This window comes from Methylobacterium radiodurans (assembly GCF_003173735.1).
Taxonomy (GTDB): Bacteria; Pseudomonadota; Alphaproteobacteria; order Rhizobiales; family Beijerinckiaceae; genus Methylobacterium; species Methylobacterium radiodurans.
Genome location: NZ_CP029551.1, coordinates 5,334,471 through 5,360,695 on the forward strand (window position 1 = coordinate 5,334,471; position 26,225 = coordinate 5,360,695).

Genomic DNA, 26,225 nt, shown 5'->3' on the forward strand with positions numbered 1-26,225 from the left:
CGCCTGTGGAACTCGGGCACCCCCGAGTTCCATGGGGGAAGGTTTCGGCACGTCAGCGCCGCGCCTTCAGCCAGGCCTCGATCTCGCCGATCAGCGCCGCGCGGGCGCCCTCGTGCGTGACCGCCTCCACCGACTCGCCGACGAAGGCCTGGACGAGCAGGCTCTGGGCCTCGGCGCGCGGCAGGCCGCGGGCCATCAGGTAGAAGAGCAGATCCTCGTCCGGTGCGCCGCAGGTGGCGCCGTGGCCGCAGGCGACGTCGTCGGCGAAGATCTCGAGCTCGGGCTTGTTCATCATCTGCCCCTCGTCGGTGAGGAGCAGGCAGTCGGACTTCATCTTGCCGTCGGTCTTCTGCGCGATCTGACGGACGATGATCTTGCCCTGGAACACGCCGGTGGCGTCGCCGTCGATCACCGTCTTGAACTGCTCGCGACCGACGCCGCCCACCGCCGCGTGGTCGGCGAGCAGGGTCGAGTCGGCGAGTTGGCCGGCGCGCAGCATGGCGGCACCGTTGACGACCACGTTGGTGTCGTCGCCCGCGATGTGGACGTAGATCTGATGGCGCGACAGCACCGCGCCCGTCACCAGATTCACCGTCTCGACGCTCGCCTCGGTCTCGAGCTTCAGCGACAGCGTCGAGAGCGCGATCGTGGCATCACCCTCGATGTTGAGGCGGGTGTGCCGGAAAGCGGCCCGCTCGCCGACGACCACGTCGAGCGCGTCGTTCGGCTGAATGGTCACGCCGTTCGGGCCCTCGTGGCTCTCCAAGAGCGAGAACTCGGCATCGGCGCCGAGCTGCACCAGCACGCGGGTCGCGGTCGAGAACGGCGTCTCGCCGGTACCGACGAAGCGCAGATGGATAGGTGTCTCGGGCTTGGCGCCGGGCGCCACCGTGATCAGCGCGCCGTCCGCCAGGAAGGCGGTGTTGAGCTGGTAGACCGGGTTCTCGCGGGCCTGGGTGACCGGAGCGAGCAGCTTCAGGGCGGCGTCGCCCTTCGCCAGAGCCTCGCCCATCGGCACCACCGTGACGCCCGCCGGGATCCGGTCGAGGTCGGACAGCTCGCGCACGAGGTGGCCGTTGACGAAGGTCAGCCGCGCGGCCTCGATGCCGGCGAAGCCCCGAGCACCGGCGACCGCGGCCTTCGCGGCGTCGAGCGCGGGCGCCTCGGCCGGCGGGGCGGCCTCGGTGATCGCCGCGCGCAGGTCCGTGTACTTGAAGGCCTCGACCCGGCGGCTGGGCAGGCCGGTCGCCTCGAAGAAGCGGAACGCCTCCTCGCGGCTGATGGCCTCCTCGGCGGCGAAGCTCTGGCGGGCCGACTCGAACAGCTTCGAGAGCCCTGCCTCGGCGGGGGAGCGGAGGTTTGCGATCTCGGCCATGGCTTACGCGGCCTCGCTCGTGCGGTACTCGGCGTAGCCGGAGGCCTCGAGCTCCAGCGCCAGTTCCTTGCCGCCGGTCTTCACGATCTGGCCCTTCGACATGACGTGCACGGTGTCGGGCACGATGTGGTTGAGGAGCCGCTGGTAGTGCGTGATGACGAGGAAGGAGCGCCCCTGCGCGCGCAGGGCGTTCACGCCCTCGGAGACGATGCGCAGCGCGTCGATGTCGAGGCCCGAATCGGTCTCGTCGAGCACGCAGAACTTCGGCTGCAGGAGCGCCATCTGGAGGATCTCCATGCGCTTCTTCTCGCCGCCGGAGAAGCCGACGTTCAGCGCCCGCTTGAGCATCTCCTTGTTGATCTCGAGCCGGTCGGCCGCCGCGTTGACCGCGCGGATGAAGTCGGGGGTCGAGATCTCGCCCTCGCCACGGGCGCGGCGCTGGGCGTTCAGGCAGGCCTTCAGGAAGGTCATCGTGCCGACGCCCGGGATCTCCAGCGGGTACTGGAAGGCCAGGAACACGCCGGCGGCGGCGCGCTCGTCGGGCTCCATCTCGAGCAGGTTGTGGCCGTCGAGCAGGATCTCGCCATCGAGGACCTCGTAGTCCTCCTTGCCGGCGATGACGTAGGAGAGCGTCGACTTGCCCGAGCCGTTCGGGCCCATGATCGCCGCGACCTCGCCGTCCTTCACGGTGAGGTTCAGGCCGTTCAGGATGCGGTTGTCCTCGATCTGCACGACGAGGTTCTTGATCTCAAGCATTCTAGTCCAAGTCCTTCAAAACCATAGCCGATGCATCGCCTGCAGGAAGGCTCGGCGGGCCACCGGAAAGCCGGAGAGGTCGCCGATCACCGCATCGATGCCGCACCGGGGGCAGAGGGCGGTGCCCTCTTGGGCGATCCACTCCTCGATCTCGTCCGGCGCGAAGATCTCTAGGCAGTAGAAGCAGCCGCATGCGGCGCTGCTCCTCACCTCGTCGGCGTGCCGCGAGCAGTGCCGGTGGGCCGCCCGCAGCACGTCGTCGTCAGGATCGCCCAGGCGATCAGCCCACCGAGCCTTCCAGGCTGATCGAGATCAGCTTCTGGGCCTCGACGGCGAACTCCATGGGCAGCTGCTGCAGCACGTCGCGGACGAAGCCGTTGACGATCAGCGCGGTCGCCTCCTCCTCGGAGAGGCCGCGCTGCTGGCAGTAGAACTTCTGCTCCTCGGAGATCTTCGAGGTGGTGGCCTCGTGCTCGAAGACCGCGGAGGCGTTCTTCGACTCGATGTAGGGCACGGTGTGCGCGCCGCACTGGTCGCCGATCAGGAGCGAGTCGCAGTTGGTGAAGTTGCGCGCACCCTTGGCCTTCTTGTGGGCCGAGACGAGGCCCCGGTAGGTGTTCTGCGAGCGGCCGGCCGAGATGCCCTTCGAGATGATCCGGCTCGTCGTGTTCTTGCCGAGATGGATCATCTTGGTGCCGGAATCGACCTGCTGCATGCCGTTCGACACCGCGATCGAGTAGAACTCGCCGCGGGACTCGTCGCCGCGCAGGATGCAGGACGGGTACTTCCAGGTGATGGCCGAGCCGGTCTCGACCTGCGTCCAGGAGATCTTCGAGCGGGCGCCGCGGCAATCGCCGCGCTTCGTCACGAAGTTGTAGATCCCGCCCTTGCCCTCGTTGTCGCCCGGGTACCAGTTCTGGACGGTCGAGTACTTGATCTCGGCGTCGTCGAGCGCCACGAGCTCGACCACCGCGGCGTGGAGCTGGTTGTCGTCGCGCTTCGGGGCGGTGCAGCCCTCGAGGTACGAGACGTAGCTACCCTTGTCGGCGATGATCAGCGTGCGCTCGAACTGGCCGGTGTCGCGCTCATTGATGCGGAAATAGGTCGACAGCTCCATCGGGCAGCGCACGCCCGGCGGGATGTAGACGAACGACCCATCGGAGAAGACCGCCGAGTTGAGAGTCGCGAAGAAGTTGTCCGTCACCGGCACGACCGAGCCGAGGTACTTCTGCACCAGATCCGGATACTCGCGGATGGCCTCGGAGATCGGCATGAAGATCACACCGGCCTTCTCGAGCTCCTTCTTGAAGGTCGTGGCGACCGAGACCGAGTCGAACACGGCGTCGACCGCGACGCGGCGCTCCGGCGCGATGCCCTCCAGCACCTCGACCTCGCGCAGCGGGATGCCGAGCTTCTCGTAGGTCTTCAGAATCTCCGGATCGATCTCGTCGAGCGATTCGGGGCCCTTCCGCTTCGGCGCGGCGTAGTAGTAGATGTTGTCGTAATCGACCCGGTCGTACTCGACGCGCGCCCACTCCGGCTCCTTCATGGTGAGCCAGCGCTTGTAGGCGTCGAGGCGCCACTGCAGCATCCACTCGGGCTCGTTCTTCTTGGCCGAGATGAAGCGCACCACGTCCTCGGAGAGGCCCTTCTCGGACTTCTCCATCTCGATCACGGTCTCGAACCCGTACTTGTACTGGTCCAGGTCGATCGAACGGACCCGGTCGATGGTTTCCTGCACGGCAGGCATCAGCGTCTCCTAAGCATCTCCGGCGTCAAGGGCCGGGGCTGTCTTGCGGATGGCTCGGGGCATCGCGCGGCTCAGGCCGCCACCCCTCGCCGCTTATATAGGGTGGCGATCACCCGTTCGAAGGCGTCGAGGAAGCGGGACACGTCCTCGGTGCGCGAATTCCAGCCGAGACTGACGCGCAGCGCCCCCGCGGCGAGCGCAGGGCTCACGCCCATGGCGGCGAGCACGGGAGAGCGCGCGACCTTGCCGGAGGCGCAGGCCGAGCCTGACGACACCGCGACCCCGGCGAGGTCGAGGCTGATCAGCGCGGTCGGCGCGTCGAGGCCCGGCACGGCGAAGGTCGCCGTGTTCGGCAGGCGCGGCGCGCCCGCCCCGAACATCACCGCGCCGGGCGCCAGGGCGACAACACCGGCTTCCAGCGCGTCCCGAAGACCTGCCAGCCGCGCGCCTTCCTCGCCGAGGCTCGGCGCCGCGATCGCCGCCGCCTCGCCCATCCCGACGAGCGACGGCAGGGCCTCGGTGCCGCAGCGCAGGCGCGCCTCCTGGCCACCGCCGCGGACGAAGGCCGTCTCGAGGGTCACGCCCGCGGCCAGAATCAGGGCGCCGACGCCCTTCGGCGCCGCGAACTTGTGTCCGGAGAGCGTCAGGGCGTCGAGGCCGAGAGCGGCAAAATCCAATGGAATCTTGCCGACCGCCTGGACCGCGTCGCTGTGCACCAGGGCGGCGCCGTGCCGCCGGGCCAGGGCGACGATCTGGGCCAGCGGCTGGACGACGCCGGTCTCATTGTTGGCGGCGTGGACCGAGATCAGCACCGTCTCGTCGCGCAGTGCACTGAGGCGAGACGCGAGCGCGTTGAGATCGAGCAGGCCGGCCGCGGTCACCGGCACGACCTCGACTGCGCCCTCGGGAAAGCGGTGGCCCGCGGTGACGCAAGGGTGCTCGGTCGCGCCGATCAGGAGGCGGGTCGGCGCGGGCAGGCCGGTCCGGCGCAGGGCACCCGACAGGACGGCGTTGGCCGCCTCCGTGCCGCCGCTGGTGAACACGATCCGGGTCGGCGCCGCGCCGACGAGGCGGCCGAGCGCGGCGCGGGCCGCGTCGAGGGCGGCGCGGGCGGCGCGCCCCTCCGCGTGCACCGAGGACGGGTTGCCGGGCAGGGCCAGCGCGCGCGCGACCGCTGCCGCGACCTCCGGACGGACCGGGGACGTGGCGTTGTGGTCGAGATAGGCGCGCTCCTGGCTCATCGGGGCTCCATCATCCTCAGGTCGCGACATTTCCTTGCTTTTCGCCCCTGCCGTCGTGCTAAGCCCCCGCGGAAACCGCACGGGCAGGTCCGAGGAACGGCGACGGGCAACGGGTTCGCCCGAACCAGCGCACTGGCGCTGTCTCGGATCGGTTCCTATTTTAGAATTGTTCTAATCCCCTAGAACCATTCTAAGAGCGCTTGTAAGTCGGGCGCGAGCCGAGTCAAGGCGGTGCCTGGATGTCGCACGGCGCGACGCGGATTCGGTCCGGCGTCCGCCACAGGAGTCAGAGACGCGTATGCCCGAGGTCATCTTCACCGGTCCGGCCGGTCGTCTGGAAGGCCGTTATCAGGCGCCGAAGAAGCGCGGCGCCCCGATCGCGATCATCCTGCACCCGCACCCCCAGTTCGGGGGTACGATGAACAATCAGATTGTGTACAATCTTTTCTACACCTTCGCCAATCGCGGCTTCGCGGCCCTGCGCTTCAATTTCCGTGGGGTCGGGCGCAGCCAGGGCGCGTTCGATCACGGCTCGGGCGAGCTGTCCGACGCGGCCGCCGCGCTCGACTGGGTGCAGTCGGTCAACCCGGAGGCGAAGTCCTGCTGGATCGCGGGCGTCTCGTTCGGCTCGTGGATCGGCATGCAGCTCCTGATGCGCCGCCCCGAGATCGAGGGCTTCATCTCGATCGCCGCGATGGCCAACCGCTACGACTTCACCTTCCTGGCGCCCTGCCCATCATCGGGACTGTTCGTGCACGGCTCGGAGGACCGGGTGGCGCCGGCCCGCGAGGTGATGCCGGTGATCGAGAAGGTGAAGACCCAGAAGGGCGTCATCATCGAGCACCAGATGGTCGAGGGCGCCAACCACTTCTTCGACGGCAAGGTCGATGAGCTGACCCAGACGGTCGACACCTATCTCGACAAGCGCCTCGGCGCGCGGGACGAGGTGGCGTAGTGGATCGCACACCCTCCCCCCTTCTGCGGGGGAGGGAAGGTTACGCCGCGGCCTTCGGCGCCTCCGGCGCGTGCACCACTGGCACGGCCGGGGCGCCCTCCCACTCGGTGCTGGCGGGGATCGACTCGCCCTTCATCACGATGGTGAGCGGGCGCAGCCGCGCGTAGTCGCCGACCTTCGTATCGTAGAGCACCGTCGCGAAGGCGCCGACCGAGACGCCGCGGCCGAGCTTCACCCGGCCGATCTTCATGATCCGGTCCTCGTAGAGGTGCGTCTGCAGCGCCGAGGTCCGGTTGATCACGCTGTAGTCGCCGATCTCCACGCAGTCGAACTCGGTGACGTCGGTGGTGAGCATGCAGACGCCCTGCCCCACCTTGACCCCGAAGAGCCGCAGCACCCAGGGCAGGAACGGCGTGCCCTGCAGGTGCTCCAAGAGCACCTTGCCGGCGAGGCCCCAGTAGGCGACCGCGATCGCCTCGGTGCGCATCGCCCACCACGACCACATCGGCCGCATGCCGGGCTTGTAGACGCCCATCAGGAGCCATTTCATCGCGATGACGGCCGAGGACTGGATCAGCGCGATGACCACACTCGCCGCGACGAAGCTGAAGGCCAGCCCCCACCAGTCGCGCTCCAGGATCGCCGGATAGAAGTACCAGTCGATCGCGGTGATCGCGAGGGTGATGTAGAGCATCGGCGAGAACGAGGTCGCGAAGGCCTCGAAGATGCCGCGGCGCAGCTTGGGCCAGAGCCCCGGCTCGTAGGTCTGGGCCGTCGAGCCGAGATCGACCCGCTGGCGGGCCGGCAGGCGGATCGGCGGCGAGCCGAACCACGTCTCGCCGGGCGCCATCGCGGCGTTCTCCGGCGGCTTGGACTTGATGCCGATCAGCACGTCGTCCGGGATCACCGCGCCCGGCGGCACCACCGCGTCGTTGCCCACGAAGACGCGGGCGCCCGTGCGGGTCTCGGCGAGGTGCATCCAGCCGCGGCGGATCTCCTCCTCGCCGTAGACCACCTCGTCGGCCACGAAGTTCTTCGCGCCGATCTCGGCAAGGTCGTAGCGCCCGGCGAGGTTCGTGGAGATCTCGGCCCCCTGCCCCATCCGGGCGCCCATCAGCCGGTACCACGCCCGCATGTAGACGGTGGCGAAGAGCGAGGAGAGCGTCTCCAGCGTCACCTCGACGGCGAGCGCCAGCGACCACTTGCGCAGGTAGAACCACGAATGGACCGAGTGGGTGCCAGAGCGCGTCCGCGGCAGGGCGAGCCAGCGGATCCCGGTGATCAGCAGCACGGTGCCGGCCGTCATCAGCATGGCGGTGGGCCAGGTCAGCAGCGGCAGGTAGAAGTGATAGTCGATGTCGGTGAGATCGCTGAGCGAGTCCGAGATCTGATCGAAGATGAAGAAGGCCGGGAAGATCGGCAGCAGGCCGACCGCCGGGATCGCGGCGAGCAGCAGGACGTAGAGGGCCAGGAACAGGCCGCGCCGGGCGGGCGAGGCCTCGGCCTGCTCGGGCAAAGCCGCGGGATCCGCCATGCCGACCTTGCGGCCAGGCGAGCCGTCCCAGCGCTCGGCGCGGGCCACGCGGGTGCCGGTCGGGATCGTGGTGAGGTCGGCGATCTCCGCGAAGTCGCCGATCACCGTGTCGTGGCTGACGACGCAGGAGGTGCCGATGGCCGCCTCCGCGCCGATCGAGACCCAGCCGATCACCAGCTCGTTGCCGACCACCTCAGCGTTGGCGACGACGAGGCGGCCGCCGAGCGAGGCGCGGTCGCCGACCGTGAGAAGGTCCGGCGCGCCGACCTCGATGTCCGAGATCAGCACGTCGCGCCCGATCTTCGCCCCCATCAGGCGCAGGTAGATCACGATGGCCGGCGAGCCCTGGAGCCACTTCACGTGGACGAGCGGCGCGAGGCGCTGGGCCAGCCACCAGCGGTAATAGTACACGCCCCAGAGCGGGTAGCGCCCCGGCCGGGTCCGGCCGAGGACCAGCCACTTGGCCGCGACCGCGATGGTGGCGGTCGTGGCGTTGATGCCGACATAGACGGCGAGCAGCACCGCCATCTCGCCGAAGAAGCCGAGCCCGCCGCCGGTGAGCAGCAGGTAGGTCACGAAGATGCCGAGCCACTGCGAGGTGGCGAGCGCGATGACGAAGGGCAGCGCCGCCGCCTGGGCGAGGCCGCAGAGCGCCCGGCGCAGCAGCGGCGGCGGCGCGAAGGCGAGGTCGCGCACGGCCGCCTCAGCGCCGACGCCGCCGGTCCGGGCGATCAGCACGTCAGACATCGCCCGGAGCGTGCGCTCGCGGTAGACGTCCGGCAGGGTGATGCCGGCCAGCGCCGGCACCTCGCGCACCGCCGAGACGAAGCGGGCGGCGAGCAGGGAGTGGCCGCCGAGATCGGCGAAGAAGTCGCCGGCCAGATCGATCGGCTGGTTGCCGAAGACCTGCCGGGCGGCGGCGAGGAGCGCCGCCTCGGTCTCGTTGCGCGGCGGCTCCTGGTCCGCCTCGGCGGCGACGACCGTCAGGGGGGCGATGCGCAGCGCCTTGCGGTCGACCTTGCCGGAGGTGAGCCGCGGCAGGGTCTCGGCCACCTCGTAATGGGCCGGCACCATGTAGGGCGGCATCTGCTCGGCGAGCGCGGGGCGCAGGGCCGCGCGGTCGATCTCCGCCCCGCGCTCCGGCACCAGGAAGGCCACGAGCCGGTCGACGCCGTCGTCGGCGCGCAGCACCACCGCGGCCTGGTTGATGCCGGCCTCGGCCCGGATGCGAGCCTCGATCTCGCCGAGTTCGACCCGGAAGCCCCGGACCTTGACCTGATCGTCGATGCGGCCGTGGAACAGGATGTTGCCGGCCGCATCCAGCGAGACCGCGTCGCCCGAGCGATAGAGAACCGGGTCGATGCCGCCATCCGCGAAGGGATTGGAGACGAACTTCTCGGCCGTCAGCTCCGGCCGCTTCAGGTAGCCCGCGGCGACGCCCGGTCCGCCGATCAGCAACTCGCCCTGCTCACCGGGGCCCAGCAGGTTCAGCGCCTCGTCGGCGACGTAGACGGTGTAGTTGGCGATCGGCCCGCCGATGGTGACGGGCTCACCCCGGCGCATTTCGGCGGCGGTCGCCACCACGGTCGCCTCGGTCGGCCCGTAGGTGTTGAAGAGCTGGCGGCCCGGGCTCGCCCAGCGCGCCACCAGCGGCTCGGGCAGGGCCTCGCCGCCGAGCAGGACGAGCCGGAGCCTCGGCAGGTCGCCGGCGATCATGGCGAGCAGCGTCGGAACGGTGTCGAGCACCGTGACGCCCTCCGCCTCCAGGATGCCGGGCAGCGATTCGACGTCGCCCATCATGGTCGGCGAGGCGACGAAGAGCGTCGCGCCGACGAGGTAGGGCACCCAGATCTCCTCCATCGAGAGATCGAAGGCGACGGAGGCGCCCTGGAAGACGACGTCGTCCGCCCGCATCCCGTAGAGGGCGTTGGCCGAGCGCAGGAAATGGCAGATGTTGGCGTGGCTGATGACGATGCCCTTCGGCACGCCTGTCGAGCCCGAGGTGTAGATCAGGTAGGCCGGGTGCTGCGGTGTCAAGCCGGCCGCGCGCGGGTCGGGCACGGGCGCCCCGGCGGGCGTGGCCGCGTCCAGGGTGGCGGGCGTGAGCGCGGGCGCCGCGTCCGGTGCCTGGGCGGCCAGCGCCTCCGAGACGAGCAGAGCCTTGGCATCCGCGTCGCCGAGGCAGATGCCGACGCGGTCGGCGGGCGCCTCGGCGTCGAAGGGCAGCCAGGCCGCACCCGAGAGGGTGATGCCGATCTGCGCGACAAGGAGATCCGGCCCGCGGGCCATCCAAAGTCCCACCACGTCGCCGGGCCCGATGCCGCGATGGGCGAGGCCCGCGGCGATGCGCTCGGCGCGCGCCAGGACATCGGCGTAGGTCAGCTGCGGGTGGCGGCCGCCCGCGACCACGGTCGCGCCGTCGATCAGCGCCGGGTGATCGCCCCGCAGGCGCGCCGTCGCGCGGAAGATCTCGGCAAGCACCTCGTCGCGGATCAGGTCGGGCCGCGACGGGCCGCGCAGGACGGCCTGGACGGGCCCGCGCCGCTCCACCTCGCCCCCGTCCGTCTCGGACCGGATCCCCTCGGCGAGACTGCTCATACACTGCTCCGCTTCCGGCCTTCGGGGCCGGATACCCTGTCACCCGCGCCCCTGCGAGGCGCCGTGTCCGCGTCCCGTATCGGGGACGCGGGTGCGCGCTCTAAACCCCGATCGCGCCGAGATCGGGGCGTGGCCCGAGATAGATCCGCCGGCCCTCCTGCACCATAGGGCCGGACAGGTGAATCCGGATGGAACGCCGAGCCGCCGACGCGCCATCGTCAGGCCCAGCGCCAGCCCCCGGCATCCAACACCAGGACCGAGCCCTGGCGGATCCCGATGCGCGGTGCGGCGTAAATATCGAGATGGCCGAGCGCCACCAGCACTGCCCGCGCGACGCCGCCATGGGCCACCATCACGGTCGCGGGGCCGAGGTCGGCGAGCACCGGAGCGACCCGCTCGGTGAGCATGGCGTAGCTCTCGCCCGCGAGCCCCGGCGGCCGGTAGCCCCAGCGATCGCGGTCGCGCGCGTGCGCCCCGCCCGGGTCGCGCCGCCGGATCTCAGCCCAGGTCGAGCCCTCCCAGGCGCCGAAGCTGATCTCCCGGAGGCGGTCGTCGGTGCGGTAGGCGGCCGGATCCTGACCGAGGCGCGCCCGCAGGATCTCCATGGTGCGGCGGGTGCGCGTCAGCGGGCTCGCGACGAAGTCGGCGCCCGCGAGGTCGCCGCCGGCCGCCTCCGCGAGGCGGTCCGCGACCTCCCGGGCCTGCGCCTCGCCGGTCGGGTTGAGGTCGATGTCGCGTTGGCCCTGGAGCCGGCCTTCCGCGTTCCACGCGGTCTGGCCGTGCCGGATGAAGTAGATGGTCCGCATGGAGGCCCGGATGGACGGCGGGGCGGCGTCGCCGCCGATTTCGGAACGCGGCGCCGCGCCGGTCGTTGCCAAGCTCACGATTCTACCTCAGATGCCCGATCCGACGGCCCCTGTCCGGACGACGAGAGTTTCATGCCGAAGAAGCACGGAGCGCGCGGCGACGCATCCCGCAAGGACGCCGCAGAGGCGACAAAGCTGCGCGGTTCGTTCGCGCACGACTCGCACCCGCCAGCCTACGCGGCCTGGGCGGGGGCCGCGGAGTGGATCGAGCAGCGCCGTGGGCCGGACGTCGCGATGCCGACGATTCGGGCCGCCGCAGGCGTCGTGACCGTCGAGCCGGGGAGCCCGTTCAACCTCGCCGCGGTGGATCCGGACCTCGATGGCGGCCTCGACAAGCAGGACGCCAAGGCGATGCTCGCCGCCGAGCGCGCCCGGATCCAGGCCCTGCAGGAGAGGCTCTACGCCGAGCGTCGCCGCAGCCTCCTCATCGTGCTGCAGGCGATCGACACGGGCGGCAAGGACGGCACGATTCGGGCCGTGCTGGAGGGCGTGAACCCGCAAGGCTGCGCGGTCGCGTCCTTCAAGGTGCCGAGCGCGGAGGAGCTCGATCACGATTTCCTCTGGCGCTACCACGCCCGCACGCCCGGCCGCGGCATGATCGGGGTGTTCAACCGCAGCCATTACGAGGACGTGCTCGTGGTGCGGGTGAAGGGTCTCGTGCCCGAACCGGTCTGGCGGATGCGCTACGACCTGATCAACGATTTCGAGCACCTGCTCACGGCGTCGGGCACCACCATCCTCAAGTTCTTCCTGCACATCTCGAAGGACGAGCAGCGGGAGCGGCTGGAGGCACGCATCGCCGATCCACAGAAGCACTGGAAGTTCGACCCCGCCGACCTTGTCGAGCGCAAGTCCTGGGACGCCTACCAGGCGGCCTTCAACGATGCGCTGACCCAGTGCTCGACGCCGCACGCGCCCTGGCACGTGGTGCCGGCCAACCGAAAGTGGTTCCGCAACCTCGTGATCGCCCGCACGGTCGCCGATACGCTGGAGGCGATGGATCCGCAGTTCCCGGAGGCGGCGAAGGGCATCGCCGACCTGAAGATCCCCGAGTGAGGCGCCGTGCGCGCTCCGTGAGATGCCCTCAGTCCCGATCGAGGCTGAGGTCGGGCGCGTCCGGGTTCTTCATGCCGACGACGTGGTAGCCCGCATCGACGTGCAGGATCTCACCGGTCATGCCCTTGCTCATGTCCGAGACGAGGTAGGCCGCCGTCTCGCCGACCTCGCCGATGGTCACGGTCCGGCGCAGCGGCGCGTTGTACTCGTTCCACTTCAGGATGTAGCGAAAATCGCCGATGCCGGAGGCGGCCAGCGTCTTGATCGGCCCGGCCGAGATCGCGTTGACGCGGATGTTCGAGGGGCCGAGATCGGCCGCGAGGTAGCGCACCGAGGCCTCGAGCGCGGCCTTGGCCACGCCCATGACGTTGTAGTGCGGCATCCACTTCTCGGCGCCGTAATAGGTCAGCGTGAGGAGCGAGCCGCCCTCGCGCATCTGCTTCTCTGCCCGCTGGGCGATCGCCGTGAAGGAGTAGCAGGAGATCAGGAGCGACTTGGTGAAGTTGCCCTCGCTGGTCTCGATGTAGCGGCCCGTCAACTCGTCCTTGTCCGAGAAGGCGATGCAGTGGACCACGAAGTCGATGCCCTCGGGGAAGACCTTCTCGGTCTCGGCGAACACGGCGTCGATCGAGGCCGGGTCGGTGACGTCGCAATGGCCGACGACGTGGGCCTCGACCTCGCGGGCCAGAGGCTCGACACGCTTCTTCAGGGCCTCGCCCTGGTAGGTGAAGGCGAGCTTGGCGCCGTGCTGGTGCAGGCTCTTGGCGATGCCCCAGGCGATCGAGCGGTTGTTGGCGACGCCCAGAACGACGCCGCGCTTGCCGGCGAGGAGACCGGTCCCGGTGCGTGCCCCGCGATCCTCACCCTCGCCGATATCCGCCATGACCCACCCGAGAAGAATGCCGCCGACGCAACTCGGGCACCCGGTCCGGGGACCGGGCGGCCCGCGCGCCGCGGGTCTCCTTAGCGGAGGCGGACCGGGGACGGAAGCCTGAGGTCGCGCCGGGGCGGGCCGGACGACCCGCTCAGAGCCGCCGATCTCAGGCGGCCTTGGCGGCGCGACGGCCCTTGGCGAACTCGGTCAGCGCTGCGTCGTCGCCCTCCGGCAGGACGATGGCGCTGGTGGCGAGCAGATCGCCGCGGGTGCCGTCCTTCTTCGGCAGGCCCTTGCCGCGCAGGCGGAAAGTGCGGCCCGAACTCGTCATCGCCGGAATCTTCATCTCGACGGCGCCGGTGAGCGTCGGCACCCGGATGGTGCCGCCGAGGATCGCGTCCTCCAGCGGCACGTCGACGCTGACGCGCAGGTCCGCGCCTTCCAGCTTGAAGCGCGGGTGCGGCAGCACGCGGATCGTCAGGAGCGCGTCGCCGGGCTCGCCGCGCATCGCGGGCTGGCCGAGCCCGCGCAGCCGGATGGTCTGGCCGTCCACCACGCCCTTCGGGATCATCACGTCGACCTCGCGGCCGGTGGGCAGGGCGAGGCGCAGCTTCTCCTCGCCGGCCACCTGCTCGAGAGTGACGCTGAGTTCGGCCGCGACATCCTCGCCGCGCGCGGCCTGTCGCGGAGCGCCCCCGGGACCGGCGCCGCCCGCCCGGAAGGCCTCGCCGAAGATGTGCGAGAAGATGTCCTCGCCCATCCCGCCGCCGCCCGCTCCGCCGCCCATGCCCCCGCCGCGACCGCCGCGACCGGCGAAGTCGAACTCGAAGCCGCCCCCGCGCCCACCGCCGAAGCCGCCGCCGAAACCCTCGAACCCGGTCGCGCGCGGCTTGCCGTCGGCGTCGATCTCGCCGCGATCGAACTGCTTGCGCTTCTCGGCATCGCCGATGATCTCGTAGGCGCTGTTGGCCTCGGCGAAACGGTCCTTCGCCTTGGCGTCGTCCTTGTTGCGGTCGGGGTGGTAAGCCTTCGCCAGCTTGCGGTAGGCCTTCTTGATGTCGGCCTCACTCGCGTTCTTGGGAACGCCCAGCACGTCGTAGGGATTGCGCATGGCCTCTGAGGACTTGCTGTCGTGAACCGTGATCGGATCGGCGTTCTGCGCCGATCCGGCGATCTCGGCCCTGATGTGGGGCGTGTGTTGCTATTTCGCAACGGCCTGACCGACCAAAGTCGGCCTGTTCGGGCGCGCCGTCAAGCGGCGCGCGGTTGCGCCGTCGAGCGCCCCGCACGATCACACGCCCTCAGGCCGGTTTGGAGACGCGCAGGTGGCGTAGTTCCCAAGTGCCGCCGGAGGGCTTGCAGCCCGTGCCGCGCACGAAGCGGCTGCGCTCGGGCGCGATCACCGACGCAAGGAAGTCGCGGCAGATCAGGTCGTTGGAGACGTAGGGCAGCCCAGTCGGGTTGATCGACCCACGCAGGCCGGATTCCGGGTTGTCCCACTTCACCGGGCGACCGTTGCCCTGGGGGTCCAGCGCGACGCCCAGCGCGGCACGGGCGCGGCGCCAATCCTCGTCGCCGAGGTCCGTACCGAAGCTCGCCGGGCGCTTCGCGATGCTCCCGGTCACCACAGGATCGGCGGTATCCGCCACATCGACCTTGGCGGGCTTCTCGGCCGTCTGGCGGAAGACCAGAAGCGGTTGGCTGCAGCCGCACAGGCCCGATAGAAGCGCGGCGCCGAGCACGAGCCGCCGTGCCCTGCCGACGGGGTTCGCCCGGGGGTCTTTACACGCGCCCTGCCGCATTACACCTGAACTCTCCGCCACCGCGTGAGGCCCAACGTTGGTGCGCCCCATCGGTGCCCCCGACCGGATGCCATGAGAGAGGAATAAGCCGTGGAGCCGTTAACGATCGGTGATCCCGCTCACCCCGGCGCCGTGCCAGCCGACTTCACGCTGGCCGAGGATCCGTTCGCCCTGTTCGCGGCCTGGATGAAGGAGGCGGAGGCCGCCGAGCCGGAGGATCCGAACGCGATGGCGCTCGCCACCGCCGATTCGGGCGGGCTGCCGGACGTGCGGATCGTGCTCCTGAAGGGCTTCGACGCCCGCGGCTTCGTCTTCTACACGAACACGCAGTCGACCAAGGGCGAGGAGCTTGCCCAGAATCCACAGGCCGCCCTCGTGCTGCACTGGAAGAGCCTGCGGCGGCAGGTGCGCGCCCGCGGGCCGGTGACGCCCGTCACCGCCGCGGAGGCGGACGCCTATTTCGCGAGCCGGCACCCGCAGAGCCGGCTCGGCGCCCATGCGAGCCGCCAGTCGCGCCCGCTGGCCGACCGAGCCACCCTGATGGCGGAGGTCGCCGACCTCGCGGCCCGCTACGAGAACGGCCCGGTCCCGCGGCCCGAACACTGGACGGGCTTCCGCATCGCGCCGCTGACGTTGGAATTCTGGCAGAACGGCGAGTACCGGCTGCACGACCGGGTACGCTTCACCCGCGACGGGGCGGGCTGGACCCGCTCCCGGCTCTATCCCTGATCTGTTCGCGCCCGTGCTGCGCTGCGGCAGCAACCCTGGATTTCCGCTGCCGCAGCGCTTAGACCCGGAAGTCAGTCCGTCAGCGGGGCGGCCGTCGGCAGGACGGCGCCCCGCCGCGGATCGCTCAGCGAGGCATGGCCGTGGCTCCTCCCCTCAACGACCGTCGCCGGATCATGCTGCTCACGGGCGCCAGCCGCGGCATCGGCCACGCCACGGTGAAGCGGTTCTCCGCCGCCGGCTGGCGGGTCATCACCTGTTCGCGCCACGCATTCCCGGAAAATTGCCCTTGGGAGATGGGCCCGGAGGATCACCTCCAGGTCGATCTCTCCGACGCCGAGGACACGATGCGCGGCGTGCGCGAGGTGGCCGACCGCCTGAAGGCGGAGGGCGGCGTGCTGCACGCCCTCGTCAACAATGCGGGCATCTCGCCCAAGGGCCCCGAGGGCGAGCGCCTCGGCGCGATCGCCACCGGCTGGGCCGACTGGCAGCGGGTGTTCCAAGTGAATTTCTTCGCGCCGATCCTGCTGGCGCGGGGCCTGTGCGACGAGCTCGCCCGTGCGCGCGGCTCGATCGTCAACGTCACGTCGATCGCCGGCTCGCGGGTCCATCCCTTCGCGGGGGCCGCCTACGGCACCTCGAAGGCCGCGCTCGCCGGGCTGACCCGTGAGATGGCGGCGGATTTCGGCCCGCTCGGCGTGCGGGTCAACGCGATCTCGCCCGGCGAGATCGACACGTCGATCCTCTCGCCCGGGACCGAGAAGCTGGTCGAGCAGATCCCGCAGCGCCGGCTCGGCACCCCCGACGAGGTCGCCAAGGCGATCTACTTCCTGTGCACCGAGGCCTCCTCCTACGTGAACGGCGCCGAGCTGCACATCAACGGCGGCCAGCATGTCTGACCCACCCGTTCGGGGCGCCGCGCTGCCCAGCCTGCTCGCCGTGACGCTTGCCGTGACGCTTGCCGTGACGCTCGTGGCGCCGGCCGCGGCCGAGCCCTCGGTCACCGTGCTCGACCTGCCGTTTCGGGTCACTGCGCTGCGCGGCCCCGCGAGCGAGGTCGCGGTCTCGCTCGCCACCTCGGGCCTGCTGCCGCCGGCCGGGGCCCGGGCGGGCGGCAAGGCCGTGGAAACCGGTGAGGAGGACAGCGCGCCCGTCGCGGTGGTCTGGGGCGAGGGCGGCGGCGCCGCGCTGGGCCTCGCGGACGGCGCGATCCGCACGACCCTGCTCGGCGCCGAGGCGATCGAGGGCTTGGCCGCCGCCGAGACGCCGCGCGGGGCGCTCCCCGGCTCGCGCCGGGCCGTCTCCGGCGCGCTCTCCGCCTACCTGACCGGCCCGACCCGCGCGGCGGGCGTGCCCGGTGCGGCCGGCCTCACCATCCGCGAGCGCCAGCCGCTCGGGGTGACGGCCGAGCCGAAGGCGGTGCCGGTCGCCACCGCCACCGTCTCGGCGGGGCCGGATTCCGTCTTCGCGGTGGCGCGCCCCCGGGCACTGCGCCTCGCCGGCCGGCCCGCCTTCCTCGCCGCCACCCTCGACGGCGCCTCGGGCTCCGGGCTCGCGCTGATCGGTCATCCCGCCGATGGCATCGGCTGGCGCGTTCTGGCGCGCGCGCCGGTCCAGCCCGCGGCGCCGACGCGGATCGCCGCGGTGGCGGATTTCACCCGCGCCGGCGCGCCGCAGGCGGCGACCGTGCGCGGGGACGGCGTGCTCCAGCTCTGGACGCTCGGACCGGACGCCCTCTCGCTGGCCGCGGAGGCCGCGGGCTACGGCACCGGCGCGCCCGGCGCCGACATCGGCGCGCCGGTCGAGCCGGAGGGCGCGGGCCCCGCCGATCTCGCCCTGCCGGCCGCGGACGGGCGCGCGCTTGCGCTGGTATCCCTGAAGGCCGGCGTCTCGGAGCGGATGCGGGCCGCGCTGCCAGCGCCGGCCGAGCACGGCGTCGCGGTGCTCGGGCGCGGGGCGGGGGCGCGCATCCTCGTCGGCCTCGCCGACGGCCGCGTCGCCGTGGTGGCCCCGGAGGGCGGAAAGCCGTGAGCGAGGCCGAGAGTCGCCTGTTCCCGCAGCGCCCCTTCGTTGGCGCCTCGATCGCGGTGATCCGCGGCGACCGGGTGCTGCTGGCGGCGCGCGCCAACGCGCCGATGCGCGGCGTCTGGACCCTGCCGGGCGGCCTCGTGGAAGCCGGCGAGACGCTGGCCGAGGCGGCCCTGCGCGAGCTGCGCGAGGAGGTCGGCCTGGAGGCCCGGGTCGTCGGCGTGCTCTCGCCGACCGAGATCATCGACCGCGACGGCGAGGGCCGGGCCCGGCACCACTACGTTGTGCACCCGCACGCGGCGCTCTGGTGCGGCGGCGAGCCGGTAGCGGGGCCCGAGGCGCTCGGCGTGCGCTGGGCGCGGCTCGACGAGGTGGCGGGGCTCGCCACGACGCCCGGTCTCCTCGGGACGCTGGCCGAGGCCTTCGCCCGGGCGAGCGCGCTGGAGCCGGTCCCGTGAGGGGTTCTGGCGACGGGCTGAAGGCCCTCCCGCGCGCGCCCTTCCCTCTCCCCCTGCTGCGCAGGCTACCCTCCTCCGCAGAGGGGGGATGGAGGACGCGCAGCATGGCCCTGCTCCTCTGCCTGCTCGCCGGCTGCGCGTCCCTCGCGCCGTCCCCTGCTTCGGCCCAGCAGCGGTCACCCGCGCGCGCCGCACCGAAGGCGCCCGAGAAGGAGCCCGCCCCGCCTCCGGAGCAGCCCGCCCCTTACGACCGCGACCTGATGCGGCTCTCCGAGATCATCGGCTCCCTTGCGTTCCTGCGCGGGCTCTGCGCGGCACCCGATGCCGGGGAATGGTCGGGCCGGATGCGCGCCCTGATCGATGCCGAGGGCATCACGCCGGGCCGGCGCGACCGCCTCGCCGGAGCCTTCAACCGGGGCTATCGCAGCTACGCGGTCACCTATCGGATCTGCACCCCCTCGGCGCAGGAGGCCGCCTCCCGCTTCGTCGCGGAGGGCGAGCGGCTGTCGCAGGCGCTCGCCGGCCGTTTCGGGGGGTGATGCAGCAGAACAACAGGAACGGCCGGCCTCGGAAATCACCGCAAATCGACCGGCCGCGTTAACCGCTTCGCAATTCCTGGCTGGTGGCCCGGGGCTGAGCCGCCTATCATCTCCACGAACGCCCGGCTTCCGGTCGGGCGCGAGGGATGTCCAACGCCATGCTCAATTCGACTCACACCGCCGCTCCCATCGAGGCCGATGTGGACGAGAAGCGCGTCGCGTTGAGCTACGTCTCCGAGGCCTTCGCGGAAGGCTGCCTCGACGGCCTGGACGCCGACTGCATGGCCCAGGCCGCCCTGTTCGCCGCCTTCCAGGAACTCGTCACGACCTACGGCGAGGAGGCCACGGCCCGCTACGCCGAAGGATTCCCCGAGCGCATCCGCGGGGGCGCCTTCACCACCGCGCTCCAGCACTGAGGCGCCGCGAGGGGGAACTCAGCGCGTCGAGGCCGCTTCGGGCAGGAAATCGGCGACCGCCTCCGCGAGGCGGTCGCCCGCCACCCACGGCACCATGTGGCCGAGGCCGGGCAGGCGCAGGAGCCGTGCACCGGGAATGCGCTTGGCCAGCGGTTCAGCCTGCGCCTCGATCCGGACCAGGGGGTCCGCGTCCCCCGAGACGATCAGCACCGGGACGCTCAGGCTCCCGTAGCGCGGGCTCTGCCGCTCGAGCGCCGCGGGCAGGCCGATCAGATCCTCGACATTCGACAGGAGCGCGCCCGGCCGGACCGCCAGCGGCACGCGCGCCCGCTCCAGGTAGCCCTCGCTCGGGGGCTGGGGCCGGAAGGCTTGAGCCGAGGCGCCGCGCAGATAGTAGAGCGCGAGCGGCGGGCCGAGCGTCCGGCTGAGCAGCCACGCGACGGGTGGCTGTGCGGCGAGCCGCCAGTACCAGGGCAGCGCGACCCGCTGCGGGAAGGGCAGCGCCACCGGGGCGACCAGAACCAGCCCCGAGACCCGCTCCGGATGATCGAGGGCGAGCGCGAGCGCCGCGGCACCGCCCCAGGAATGGCCGAGCACGATCACCGGCCCGGGATCGAGGCTGCCCAGCGCCTCGGCGATCCGGTCCGCCTGCGCGGCGGGCGTCGCGGCGCCGAGCCGATCGCTCCAGCCGTGGCCCGGCCGGTCGAAGGCGATCACCCGGAAGCCCCGCGCCGCGAGCAGGCGGCCGACGCCCTCCATCGGGTCGGCGGCGTTGGCCGAGGCGCCGTGGATCAGCACCACCGTGCCGCGCGCGTTCCGCTCCGGCCCGGCCTGCAAGGTGGCGAGGCGACCGCCCGCGACGGGCACGAACGGGCCGGCCGGCGGGTAAGCGGCGCCGGCGCGCCAAGCGATCATGAGGCTCGCCACGGCGCCCGCCGCCAGGACGCAGAGCGCGAGGACGAGGGGCGCTCCGACCACGAGGGCGAGCGCCGCCAGGACAGTCTTCACAGGTCGCGGCCGTCGACGTCGGGAGCGAGGCGGTCGATCGCCTCCTTCACCTTGGCCATTCGGGGATAGAGCGCGGCCGCCCGCCGGAAGGCGCTCAGCGCGCGCGCCTTGTCGTCCATCGACATGTAGATCCGGCCGAGCGCCGCCCAGGCCTCGAAATGGCGCGGCTCCAGCACCAGGGCCCGCTGCAGGTCGGCCACCGCACCCTGCTTGTCGGAGAGCAGCCAGAACACCGTGGCGCGCCGGTTCCAGCCCTCGGACCAGGCGGGCTCCAGGGCCGTCACCCGGTCCATCAACTCGGCCGCGAGGGCGAAGTCCTTCGCGCTCATCGCCTGCCGGGCACGGTCGGTGAGAAGATCGGCCGTGGCGCTGCCGGAGCGGTCGAGGCGGCGCTCGATCAGCTTGGCGACGCCCTTGGCCTCCTCGTCGTCGTCGGCCTCGCGCAGGCGCGTGAAGAGCTCTTCGAGGCTGGCGGGAGGCGCCGGCTTCTTCCGCTCCTCGCTGCGCTCGTCCGGGCGGCCGAGACCCGGCGGCGGCGCCAGCGCGGAGCCGGCGATCAGGGCGGCGAGCAGGCCGGGGAGGACGTTGCGCAGCATCGGGCGAGCTTGTGCGCGCCCCGACACGCCGTCAACGCGCCGGAGCGCCGCGGCGGCCACGAAAGCAGAGAGGCAGGCACCATGGGCGGTACCTGCCTCTCGAATTCCGGTCGGATGCCCGCTCTGGCGCGGGCAATCCGCCTCAGCCCTGGCGGGCCTTGAAGCGCTTCTGGGTCTTGTTGATGACGTAGACCCGGCCCTTGCGGCGCACGAGCTGGTTGTCGCGGTGACGGCCGCGGAGCGACTTGAGGGAGTTGCGGATCTTCATGGTCTGTCTCGGCGGGCTCTTGCCTGCCGTCCGTGCAAGGGTTTCGGGAGCGGGAAGCCCGAAGGGCCCCCTGCGATGGCGGCGCAACGCATCGCGGAAAGGCGGTCCCCTTAACAGGATTCGCACCGGGCAGGCAAGCCGGAGGCTGCGGCGCCGTGGCGCGCTCAGCCGATCCGCTCGGCGATGCGGTCGGCCACCCGCAGGGCGTTGGCGATGATGGTGAGCGTCGGGTTCACGGCACCGATCGAGGGGAAGAAGCTCGCGTCGGTGACGTAGAGGTTGTCGAGCTCGTGCGCCTTGCAATTGAGGTCGAGCACGCTGGAGTGCGGATCGGTGCCGAAGCGGAGCGTGCCGGCCTGATGCGCCGTGCCGCTGAGCGGGATGTCCTTGCCGAGATAGAGCGAGCGCTCGAACAGGTAGGTGTAGGCGCCGGCAGGCTCCAGGAGGTCGGAGAGCTTGGCGCGCAGGCGGTCGTGCGCCTCGCGGTTGTTCTCCCGGATGTCGAGGATGGTGCGCCCGTCTCGATCGATGCTGATCCGGTTGTCCGGGTGCGGCAGGTCCTCGCTCTGCAGCCAGAAATCCATGGCGTGGCGCGCCACCATGTTGAAGGGCGCGTCCGGCAGGAAGCCCGTCCATGTCGGGAACTCCTCGCCGCGGATCTGGTCCGGATGGGTCTTGGCGCACATCTGGATCAGGCCCATTGGGAACTCCCAGTCCTTCGACGCGAAGTAGAAATCGGAGAGCGCGAGCGTCTTCTGGAAGACGGTGTCGTTGACCTCCTTCGAGAGCGCCATCAGCACCGACATGTTGTGGCGCATGTAGTTGCGCCCGACCTGATCCGAGCCGTTGGCGAGGCCGTTCGGGTGCGCGTCGCTGGCGGAGCGCAGGAAAAGCAGCGCCGACGAGAGCGCTCCGCAGGCCACCACCACGATGTCCGCGCTGTAGCGCTCCTCCCGGCCGTCGCGGGTCACGCGCACGCCCGTCACGGTCCTGCCCGACGCATCCGTCTCCAGCCGCGAGACGTAGGCGTTGACGAGCAGCGTGACGTTGTCGTGGGCGGCCAGCGTCGGGTCCACCGTCATCACCTGCGCGTCGGCCTTGCCGTTGAGGAGGCAGGGAAAGCCGTCGAAGGCGTCGCAGCGGATGCAGATGCTGGTTGGCGTCGGGCGTCCGTCGCGCTCGTCGAGCTTGATCCCGAGCGGCAGGTGATAGGGTTGCAGACCGTGGCGGGCCCAATCGTCCGAGAGCTTCTGGATGCGGGGCTCGTGGCTCACCGCCGGGTGGTCGTAGGGGCCGCTCGCCCAGGGCTCGGTCGGGTCCTCGCCCCGGTCTCCGTGGACGGCGAAGAGCCGCTCCGCCTGCGCGTAGTAGGGCTCGAAATCCGCGTAGGCGAGCGGCCAGGCCGGCGAGACGCCGTCGACGTGCCGCACCGCCTCGAAGTCGCGCTCGCGCAGACGCAGCAGGGCGGCGCCGTAGACCTTCGAGTTGCCGCCTACATAGTAGTGCAGGCCCGGGTGGAAGGCGCGCCCGTCGCCGCCGTACCACGTCTCCCTCGCCTGGTACTTGCCGTCCACGAAGACCGTCTTGGCGCTCCAGTTCTCCTGGCTGCGGGGCAGGTAGTCCCCGCGCTCCAGCATCAGGATGCGCTTGCCGGTGCAGGCGAGCCGCGCGGTGAGCGAGCCGCCCCCCGGCCCGGACCCGATGACGATGATGTCGTAATGGTCCTGCATCGGCTCTGTCCGCGGCGCAGCGTCGGGGAACAGCGCGGCAACGTGGCCCCTTTGGCACCGTTCCGGCGTGCTCCGTCACGGGATCGTGCTCGCTGCGGCGCAGCGATGGCCGTCCCCCTCCGAAAGACCCACGAAACCGACACCGGGTGCGGACGTTGGCGGCAGGGATCACGGGCACCCCGAGGCGCCCAAGCCTGCCCAAGATCGGAGCCACCCGCCACGATGGACCTCGCGACCTGGCTCAACCTTGTGGCGGTGCCGCTCGCGGCCAAGATCTGCCTCGTCGGCATGTTCCCGCCGAGCGCGCTCGACAAGGTCGTGCACTGGGACGAGGCGATGGAGCAGGCGGCCTCCGGCCCCCTGCCCTTTCCGGCGCTCCTCCTCGTGCTCGGCATTCTGGTCGAGACGGTGGCGCCGGTGCTCATCGTCGTCGGCTGGTACGACCGCGCCGCCGCCTTCGTGCTGATGGGCTTCTGCGCGGTGACCGCCGTGCTGTTCCACCGGTTCTGGGAATATCCGGGCTTCTGGTCGCGCAACGGCGCGGGCCGAGCCCATTTCTGGGACTTCCTCAAGAATTTCGGCCTCGTGGGCGGCCTGCTGCTCGTGGTGATCGGCGGCAGCTACGCGCCGGCCTCCGAGGTTGCCCGCCACCCGCTCTCCTCCGGCCCCTACGCGGCCGAAGCGCCCGCCAAGCCCTGAAGGATCCGACGCGATGACCGAGCCCAAATCTCCCACCATGCCGTACTGGCACGTCTACACAGACGCCGAGGGCGTGAGCCGCCAGGAGCGGTTCGAACTCACGGACTTCCAGTTTCAGGGCGTCGGGCCGGGCGTGGCGCCGCAGTGGAACGACAAGATGGACCCGTCGCAGGCCGGCGTGACCTTCACGGTGCTGCCGGTCGGCTGGGTCGGCGACTGGCACGAGAACCCCAAGCCCCAGTGGATCGCGGTCCTCTCCGGGCGCTGGTTCGTCGAGACGATGGACGGCAAGCGGGTCGAGATGGGCCCGGGCGAGCTGATGTTCGGCGAGGACCAGAACACCCGCGAGCGCGACGGACGCAAGGGCCACCTCTCGGGCACGGTGGGCGATGAGCCCTGCACCATGATCGTTACCGGGCTCGACGTGGAGCCCACGGTGAACCGGCCGGGCCGGTTCAGGTAGGGGCGCTCGGCATGGAGAGCTTCGAGGTCACGCAGGCGCGCTTCAAGAGCTTCGTCCTGCCCAACGCGCCGCTCGAGATGCTGGCCGAGGGTTTCCGCTGGTGCGAGGGACCGGTCTGGTTTGGGGACCGGGACGAGTTGCTGTTCTCCGATCTGCCGAACGACCGGGTGATGCGCTGGAGCGAGGGCGGGGGCCTCAGCGTCTACCGCGCGCATGTCGGCTTCGAGAACGGCCACGCCCGCGACCGGCAGGGGCGGCTCCTCTCCTGCTCGCACCGCCTGCGCCGGATCACCCGGATCGAGCTCGACGGCAGCGTCACGGTGCTGGTCGATTCCTATCGGGGCAAGCGGCTGAACTCGCCGAACGACATCGTCTGCAAGTCGGACGGGACGATCTGGTTCTCGGACCCGCCCTACGGCATCCAGACCGACTACGAGGGCGGCAAGCAGGAATCGGAGCTGCCGCCCAACCTCTACCGCTTCGACCCGCGCGATGGCTCGCTCACCGTCGCGGTGGGCGATTTCGAGGGTCCGAACGGGCTGTGCTTCTCGCCCGACGAGCGCCGGCTCTACGTGGCCGAGACCGGCCTCCAGTTCGCCGAGAACCCGACGCGCCATATCCGGGTCTTCGACGTGGCGGAGGACGGGGCGCTCTCGAACCCGCGGGTCTTCCACACGGTCTCGCCCGGCATGGCGGACGGGTTCCGCTGCGACGAGGAGGGCAATCTCTGGTCGAGCGCGGGCGACGGCGTGCACGTCCTCGATCCGGGCGGTGAACTGATCGGCAAGATCAAGACCCCGGCCACGGTCTCAAACCTCTGCTTCGGCGGCCGCTACCGCAGCCGCCTCTTCCTCTGCGTCTCGCACAGCCTGATGGCGATCTACGTCAACCGGCGGGGCGCCGCGCTGGTCTGAGCCCTACCGGAACGGCGGCTCGTCGAAGCTCCTGAGCTTGCGCGAGTGCAGGCCGTGGCGGTCGGCGCGCAGCACGTCGAGGGCCGCGAGCCCGATGCGCAGGTGCTCGCCCACCGCGCGGTCGTAGAAGGCGTTGGCGGCGCCCGGCAGCTTGATCTCGCCGTGGAGCGGCTTGTCCGAGATGCAGAGCAGCGTTCCGTAGGGCACGCGCAGGCGGTAGCCCTGCGCGGCGATCGTGCCGCTCTCCATGTCGACCCCGATGGCGCGGCTCAGGTTGATCACCCGCCGCTCCTGGGTGAAGCGCAGCTCCCAGTTGCGGTCGTCGTAGGTGACCACTGTGCCGGTGCGCAGGCGCCGCTTGAGGGCGTCGCCGTCCTCGCCCGTCACCGCGGCCGCGGCGGCCTGGAGGGCGAGCTGCACCTCGGCCAGGGCCGGCACCGGCACGTCGGTCGGCACCAGCGCGTCGAGGATGCGGTCGCGCCGCAGGTAGCCGTGGGCCAGCACGTAGTCGCCCATGCGCTGCGACTGCCGCAGGCCGCCGCAATGGCCGACCATGAGCCAGCAATGCGGGCGCAGCACCGCGAGATGGTCGGTGATCGTCTTCGCGTTCGAGGGACCGACGCCGATATTGACGAGCGTCGTGCCCTGCATCGCGCCGTCCGACCCCCGCGCTACGAGATGGTAGGCCGGCATCTGGAAGCGGTGCCAGGGCGAGGCGGCGATGAGGGCGGCAGGATCCGCGGAGGCAGCCTCGCCGCGCGTCACCCGCACGCCACCGGGCAGGATCAGCTCCTCGAACCCCTCCGCGCCCGAGGCCAGCCGCTCCAGACCGTGGCGGACGAACTGGTCCACGTAGCGGTGGTAGTTCGTCAGCAGGATCCAGGGCTGGACGCAGGCCCAGTCGCTGCCGGTGTAGTGCACGAGGCGGCGCAGCGAGTAGTCCACCCGCACCGCGTCGAAGAGCGCGAGCGGGCGCGGGGCATCGCCGCGCTGCTCCCAGAGCCCATCCGCCACCTCGTCGCCGACGACCGAGAGCAGCGGCACCGGGAACCACGCGGCGAGGTCCGCGCCGTCCGGGGCCCGCCGGCTCGGGCCGATCCCGGCCTCAAGCACGTAGGGGTACGGGATCTCCTGCGCGCTCAGGCCGACTTCGAGCGAGACGCCGTAATCCTCCACCAGTGGCCGGAGCTGCTGGATCAGGTATTCGCGAAAATGCGCCGGCTGGGTCACCGTGGTGGCGTAGGTGCCGGGCGCCTGAAGCTTGCCGGTGGCCCGGCTGATCCGCGGCATCGGCCCGCTCGGCTGATAGGTGACGCGGATCTCGGGATAGCGGAACTTCAGCCGCTCGGCCGCGTCCGGCGGCGGCCCGCCGTCGAGGTAGCGCGCCAGCGCCGTGCGCAGCGCCTGCGTCGCCTCGGCGTGCAGGACGATCAGGCGCTCCACCGCGACATCGACCTCGGCAATGGCCTCCATCGGCCGCAATTCCTCGACCAAACCGATCTCCTCACCCTATGTCCGGGCCCCTTATACCGCGCGGGCGCACCCCGCGTCGCGGCTTGCGGTGCGGCCTCGG

Annotated in this window: 26 protein-coding genes; 11 read left to right on the plus strand and 15 right to left on the minus strand. The window is 71.1% G+C overall.

Annotated features, from left to right (window positions below; translation table 11 throughout):
* Nucleotides 1–52: 52 nt before the first annotated feature.
* The 5 genes from DK427_RS25025 to DK427_RS25045 all read right to left on the minus strand — a co-directional run bounded on the left by DK427_RS25025 (nucleotide 53) and on the right by DK427_RS25045 (nucleotide 5,122).
* Nucleotides 53–1,375: a SufB/SufD family protein gene (locus DK427_RS25025; RefSeq protein ID WP_109953746.1), complete on the minus strand. Its 1,323-nt coding sequence runs from the start codon at nucleotides 1,373–1,375 to the stop codon at nucleotides 53–55.
* A gap of 3 nt (nucleotides 1,376–1,378) precedes the next feature.
* On the minus strand, nucleotides 1,379–2,131 hold the full coding sequence (gene sufC / locus DK427_RS25030) for a Fe-S cluster assembly ATPase SufC (RefSeq protein WP_109953747.1): 753 nt from the start codon (nucleotides 2,129–2,131) through the stop codon (nucleotides 1,379–1,381).
* 15 nt (nucleotides 2,132–2,146) lie between these two features.
* Nucleotides 2,147–2,386, minus strand: a complete 240-nt coding sequence (locus DK427_RS25035; protein ID WP_109953748.1) for a cytoplasmic protein — start codon at nucleotides 2,384–2,386, stop codon at nucleotides 2,147–2,149.
* Between the two features lie 25 nt (nucleotides 2,387–2,411).
* Nucleotides 2,412–3,881, minus strand: coding sequence for a Fe-S cluster assembly protein SufB (gene sufB / locus DK427_RS25040; protein ID WP_109953749.1), 1,470 nt, complete (start codon nucleotides 3,879–3,881; stop codon nucleotides 2,412–2,414).
* A 71-nt stretch (nucleotides 3,882–3,952) separates the two neighbouring features.
* Nucleotides 3,953–5,122, minus strand: coding sequence for a cysteine desulfurase family protein (locus tag DK427_RS25045; RefSeq protein ID WP_109953750.1), 1,170 nt, complete (start codon nucleotides 5,120–5,122; stop codon nucleotides 3,953–3,955).
* Between the two features lie 298 nt (nucleotides 5,123–5,420).
* Between DK427_RS25045 and DK427_RS25050 the strand changes: the two genes are divergently transcribed.
* Nucleotides 5,421–6,077 carry an alpha/beta hydrolase gene (locus DK427_RS25050; RefSeq protein ID WP_109953751.1) on the plus strand — a complete coding sequence of 219 codons (657 nt, stop codon included), beginning with the start codon at nucleotides 5,421–5,423 and terminating at the stop codon, nucleotides 6,075–6,077.
* A gap of 40 nt (nucleotides 6,078–6,117) precedes the next feature.
* Here the strand turns inward: DK427_RS25050 and DK427_RS25055 are convergent, their stop codons facing one another.
* Both DK427_RS25055 and DK427_RS25060 read right to left on the minus strand, forming a co-directional pair.
* Nucleotides 6,118–10,209, minus strand: a complete 4,092-nt coding sequence (locus DK427_RS25055) for a Pls/PosA family non-ribosomal peptide synthetase (RefSeq protein WP_109953752.1) — start codon at nucleotides 10,207–10,209, stop codon at nucleotides 6,118–6,120.
* 218 nt (nucleotides 10,210–10,427) lie between these two features.
* Nucleotides 10,428–11,015 carry a histidine phosphatase family protein gene (locus tag DK427_RS25060; protein ID WP_109954379.1) on the minus strand — a complete coding sequence of 196 codons (588 nt, stop codon included), beginning with the start codon at nucleotides 11,013–11,015 and terminating at the stop codon, nucleotides 10,428–10,430.
* Between the two features lie 132 nt (nucleotides 11,016–11,147).
* Between DK427_RS25060 and DK427_RS25065 the strand changes: the two genes are divergently transcribed.
* Complete coding sequence (locus DK427_RS25065) at nucleotides 11,148–12,131, plus strand: polyphosphate kinase 2 family protein (RefSeq protein ID WP_109953753.1); 984 nt, start codon at nucleotides 11,148–11,150, stop codon at nucleotides 12,129–12,131.
* Nucleotides 12,132–12,159: 28 nt separating this feature from the next.
* Here the strand turns inward: DK427_RS25065 and fabI are convergent, their stop codons facing one another.
* The 3 genes from fabI to DK427_RS25080 form a co-directional block, all read right to left on the minus strand.
* A complete protein-coding gene (gene fabI, locus DK427_RS25070; protein ID WP_109953754.1) occupies nucleotides 12,160–13,014 on the minus strand; it encodes an enoyl-ACP reductase FabI in 855 nt (284 codons plus the stop codon).
* Nucleotides 13,015–13,171: 157 nt separating this feature from the next.
* Nucleotides 13,172–14,116, minus strand: coding sequence for a DnaJ C-terminal domain-containing protein (locus DK427_RS25075; RefSeq protein ID WP_109953755.1), 945 nt, complete (start codon nucleotides 14,114–14,116; stop codon nucleotides 13,172–13,174).
* 190 nt (nucleotides 14,117–14,306) lie between these two features.
* Nucleotides 14,307–14,807, minus strand: coding sequence for an RT0821/Lpp0805 family surface protein (locus DK427_RS25080; RefSeq protein ID WP_109953756.1), 501 nt, complete (start codon nucleotides 14,805–14,807; stop codon nucleotides 14,307–14,309).
* Between the two features lie 186 nt (nucleotides 14,808–14,993).
* Between DK427_RS25080 and pdxH the strand changes: the two genes are divergently transcribed.
* The 6 genes from pdxH to DK427_RS25110 all read left to right on the plus strand — a co-directional run bounded on the left by pdxH (nucleotide 14,994) and on the right by DK427_RS25110 (nucleotide 18,974).
* Nucleotides 14,994–15,536, plus strand: coding sequence for a pyridoxamine 5'-phosphate oxidase (gene pdxH / locus DK427_RS25085; RefSeq protein WP_245931113.1), 543 nt, complete (start codon nucleotides 14,994–14,996; stop codon nucleotides 15,534–15,536).
* A 173-nt stretch (nucleotides 15,537–15,709) separates the two neighbouring features.
* The gene (locus tag DK427_RS25090; protein ID WP_109954381.1) at nucleotides 15,710–16,432 is read left to right on the plus strand and encodes an SDR family NAD(P)-dependent oxidoreductase; all 723 of its coding nucleotides are present in this window, start codon (nucleotides 15,710–15,712) and stop codon (nucleotides 16,430–16,432) included.
* Nucleotides 16,425–17,564 (plus strand): hypothetical protein, encoded by a 1,140-nt coding sequence (locus DK427_RS25095; protein ID WP_109953757.1) that lies wholly within the window; start codon nucleotides 16,425–16,427, stop codon nucleotides 17,562–17,564. The genes DK427_RS25090 and DK427_RS25095 overlap by 8 nt, the downstream gene beginning before the upstream one ends.
* Entirely contained in the window at nucleotides 17,561–18,019 is a 459-nt protein-coding gene (locus DK427_RS25100) for an NUDIX hydrolase (RefSeq protein WP_109953758.1), read from the plus strand. The genes DK427_RS25095 and DK427_RS25100 overlap by 4 nt, the downstream gene beginning before the upstream one ends.
* A gap of 104 nt (nucleotides 18,020–18,123) precedes the next feature.
* Nucleotides 18,124–18,558, plus strand: coding sequence for a TIGR02301 family protein (locus tag DK427_RS25105; RefSeq protein WP_109953759.1), 435 nt, complete (start codon nucleotides 18,124–18,126; stop codon nucleotides 18,556–18,558).
* Nucleotides 18,559–18,716: 158 nt separating this feature from the next.
* On the plus strand, nucleotides 18,717–18,974 hold the full coding sequence (locus DK427_RS25110) for a hypothetical protein (RefSeq protein WP_109954382.1): 258 nt from the start codon (nucleotides 18,717–18,719) through the stop codon (nucleotides 18,972–18,974).
* Between the two features lie 18 nt (nucleotides 18,975–18,992).
* Here DK427_RS25110 and DK427_RS25115 read toward each other — a convergent pair whose 3' ends face one another.
* From DK427_RS25115 to DK427_RS25130, 4 genes are all read right to left on the minus strand, one after another.
* The gene (locus DK427_RS25115) at nucleotides 18,993–19,982 is read right to left on the minus strand and encodes an alpha/beta fold hydrolase (RefSeq protein WP_245930713.1); all 990 of its coding nucleotides are present in this window, start codon (nucleotides 19,980–19,982) and stop codon (nucleotides 18,993–18,995) included.
* Nucleotides 19,979–20,578 carry a tetratricopeptide repeat protein gene (locus tag DK427_RS25120; protein WP_109953760.1) on the minus strand — a complete coding sequence of 200 codons (600 nt, stop codon included), beginning with the start codon at nucleotides 20,576–20,578 and terminating at the stop codon, nucleotides 19,979–19,981. The genes DK427_RS25115 and DK427_RS25120 overlap by 4 nt, the downstream gene beginning before the upstream one ends.
* A 142-nt stretch (nucleotides 20,579–20,720) precedes the next feature.
* Nucleotides 20,721–20,846, minus strand: coding sequence for a type B 50S ribosomal protein L36 (gene ykgO / locus DK427_RS25125; RefSeq protein WP_003601867.1), 126 nt, complete (start codon nucleotides 20,844–20,846; stop codon nucleotides 20,721–20,723).
* A gap of 164 nt (nucleotides 20,847–21,010) precedes the next feature.
* Nucleotides 21,011–22,576, minus strand: a complete 1,566-nt coding sequence (locus DK427_RS25130) for a GMC oxidoreductase (protein ID WP_109953761.1) — start codon at nucleotides 22,574–22,576, stop codon at nucleotides 21,011–21,013.
* Between the two features lie 222 nt (nucleotides 22,577–22,798).
* Between DK427_RS25130 and DK427_RS25135 the strand changes: the two genes are divergently transcribed.
* From DK427_RS25135 to DK427_RS25145, 3 genes are read left to right on the plus strand one after another with little or no spacing between them, the layout of a single operon-like run.
* Nucleotides 22,799–23,275, plus strand: coding sequence for a DoxX family protein (locus DK427_RS25135; protein WP_245930714.1), 477 nt, complete (start codon nucleotides 22,799–22,801; stop codon nucleotides 23,273–23,275).
* A gap of 13 nt (nucleotides 23,276–23,288) precedes the next feature.
* Nucleotides 23,289–23,738, plus strand: coding sequence for a cupin domain-containing protein (locus DK427_RS25140; protein WP_109953762.1), 450 nt, complete (start codon nucleotides 23,289–23,291; stop codon nucleotides 23,736–23,738).
* An 11-nt stretch (nucleotides 23,739–23,749) separates the two neighbouring features.
* Nucleotides 23,750–24,652, plus strand: coding sequence for an SMP-30/gluconolactonase/LRE family protein (locus DK427_RS25145; protein ID WP_109953763.1), 903 nt, complete (start codon nucleotides 23,750–23,752; stop codon nucleotides 24,650–24,652).
* Between the two features lie 3 nt (nucleotides 24,653–24,655).
* Here the strand turns inward: DK427_RS25145 and DK427_RS25150 are convergent, their stop codons facing one another.
* Nucleotides 24,656–26,125, minus strand: coding sequence for an AMP nucleosidase (locus DK427_RS25150; protein WP_109954385.1), 1,470 nt, complete (start codon nucleotides 26,123–26,125; stop codon nucleotides 24,656–24,658).
* Nucleotides 26,126–26,225: the final 100 nt, after the last annotated feature.

Excerpts from the sequence above, each read along its gene's own strand:
- DK427_RS25025 (WP_109953746.1), bottom strand. The coding sequence starts at position 1,375 with ATGGCCGAGATCGCAAACCTCCGCTCCCCCGCCGAGGCAGGGCTCTCG.
- sufC (WP_109953747.1), bottom strand. The coding sequence starts at position 2,131 with ATGCTTGAGATCAAGAACCTCGTCGTGCAGATCGAGGACAACCGCATC.
- sufB (WP_109953749.1), bottom strand. The coding sequence starts at position 3,881 with ATGCCTGCCGTGCAGGAAACCATCGACCGGGTCCGTTCGATCGACCTG.
- DK427_RS25045 (WP_109953750.1), bottom strand. The coding sequence starts at position 5,122 with ATGAGCCAGGAGCGCGCCTATCTCGACCACAACGCCACGTCCCCGGTC.
- DK427_RS25050 (WP_109953751.1), top strand. The coding sequence starts at position 5,421 with ATGCCCGAGGTCATCTTCACCGGTCCGGCCGGTCGTCTGGAAGGCCGT.
- DK427_RS25055 (WP_109953752.1), bottom strand. The coding sequence starts at position 10,209 with ATGAGCAGTCTCGCCGAGGGGATCCGGTCCGAGACGGACGGGGGCGAG.
- DK427_RS25060 (WP_109954379.1), bottom strand. The coding sequence starts at position 11,015 with ATGCGGACCATCTACTTCATCCGGCACGGCCAGACCGCGTGGAACGCG.
- DK427_RS25065 (WP_109953753.1), top strand. The coding sequence starts at position 11,148 with ATGCCGAAGAAGCACGGAGCGCGCGGCGACGCATCCCGCAAGGACGCC.
- fabI (WP_109953754.1), bottom strand. The coding sequence starts at position 13,014 with ATGGCGGATATCGGCGAGGGTGAGGATCGCGGGGCACGCACCGGGACC.
- DK427_RS25075 (WP_109953755.1), bottom strand. The coding sequence starts at position 14,116 with ATGCGCAATCCCTACGACGTGCTGGGCGTTCCCAAGAACGCGAGTGAG.
- DK427_RS25080 (WP_109953756.1), bottom strand. The coding sequence starts at position 14,807 with ATGCGGCAGGGCGCGTGTAAAGACCCCCGGGCGAACCCCGTCGGCAGG.
- pdxH (WP_245931113.1), top strand. The coding sequence starts at position 14,994 with ATGAAGGAGGCGGAGGCCGCCGAGCCGGAGGATCCGAACGCGATGGCG.
- DK427_RS25090 (WP_109954381.1), top strand. The coding sequence starts at position 15,710 with ATGCTGCTCACGGGCGCCAGCCGCGGCATCGGCCACGCCACGGTGAAG.
- DK427_RS25095 (WP_109953757.1), top strand. The coding sequence starts at position 16,425 with ATGTCTGACCCACCCGTTCGGGGCGCCGCGCTGCCCAGCCTGCTCGCC.
- DK427_RS25105 (WP_109953759.1), top strand. The coding sequence starts at position 18,124 with ATGGCCCTGCTCCTCTGCCTGCTCGCCGGCTGCGCGTCCCTCGCGCCG.
- DK427_RS25110 (WP_109954382.1), top strand. The coding sequence starts at position 18,717 with ATGCTCAATTCGACTCACACCGCCGCTCCCATCGAGGCCGATGTGGAC.
- DK427_RS25120 (WP_109953760.1), bottom strand. The coding sequence starts at position 20,578 with ATGCTGCGCAACGTCCTCCCCGGCCTGCTCGCCGCCCTGATCGCCGGC.
- ykgO (WP_003601867.1), bottom strand. The coding sequence starts at position 20,846 with ATGAAGATCCGCAACTCCCTCAAGTCGCTCCGCGGCCGTCACCGCGAC.
- DK427_RS25130 (WP_109953761.1), bottom strand. The coding sequence starts at position 22,576 with ATGCAGGACCATTACGACATCATCGTCATCGGGTCCGGGCCGGGGGGC.
- DK427_RS25135 (WP_245930714.1), top strand. The coding sequence starts at position 22,799 with ATGGACCTCGCGACCTGGCTCAACCTTGTGGCGGTGCCGCTCGCGGCC.
- DK427_RS25140 (WP_109953762.1), top strand. The coding sequence starts at position 23,289 with ATGACCGAGCCCAAATCTCCCACCATGCCGTACTGGCACGTCTACACA.
- DK427_RS25145 (WP_109953763.1), top strand. The coding sequence starts at position 23,750 with ATGGAGAGCTTCGAGGTCACGCAGGCGCGCTTCAAGAGCTTCGTCCTG.
- DK427_RS25150 (WP_109954385.1), bottom strand. The coding sequence starts at position 26,125 with ATGGAGGCCATTGCCGAGGTCGATGTCGCGGTGGAGCGCCTGATCGTC.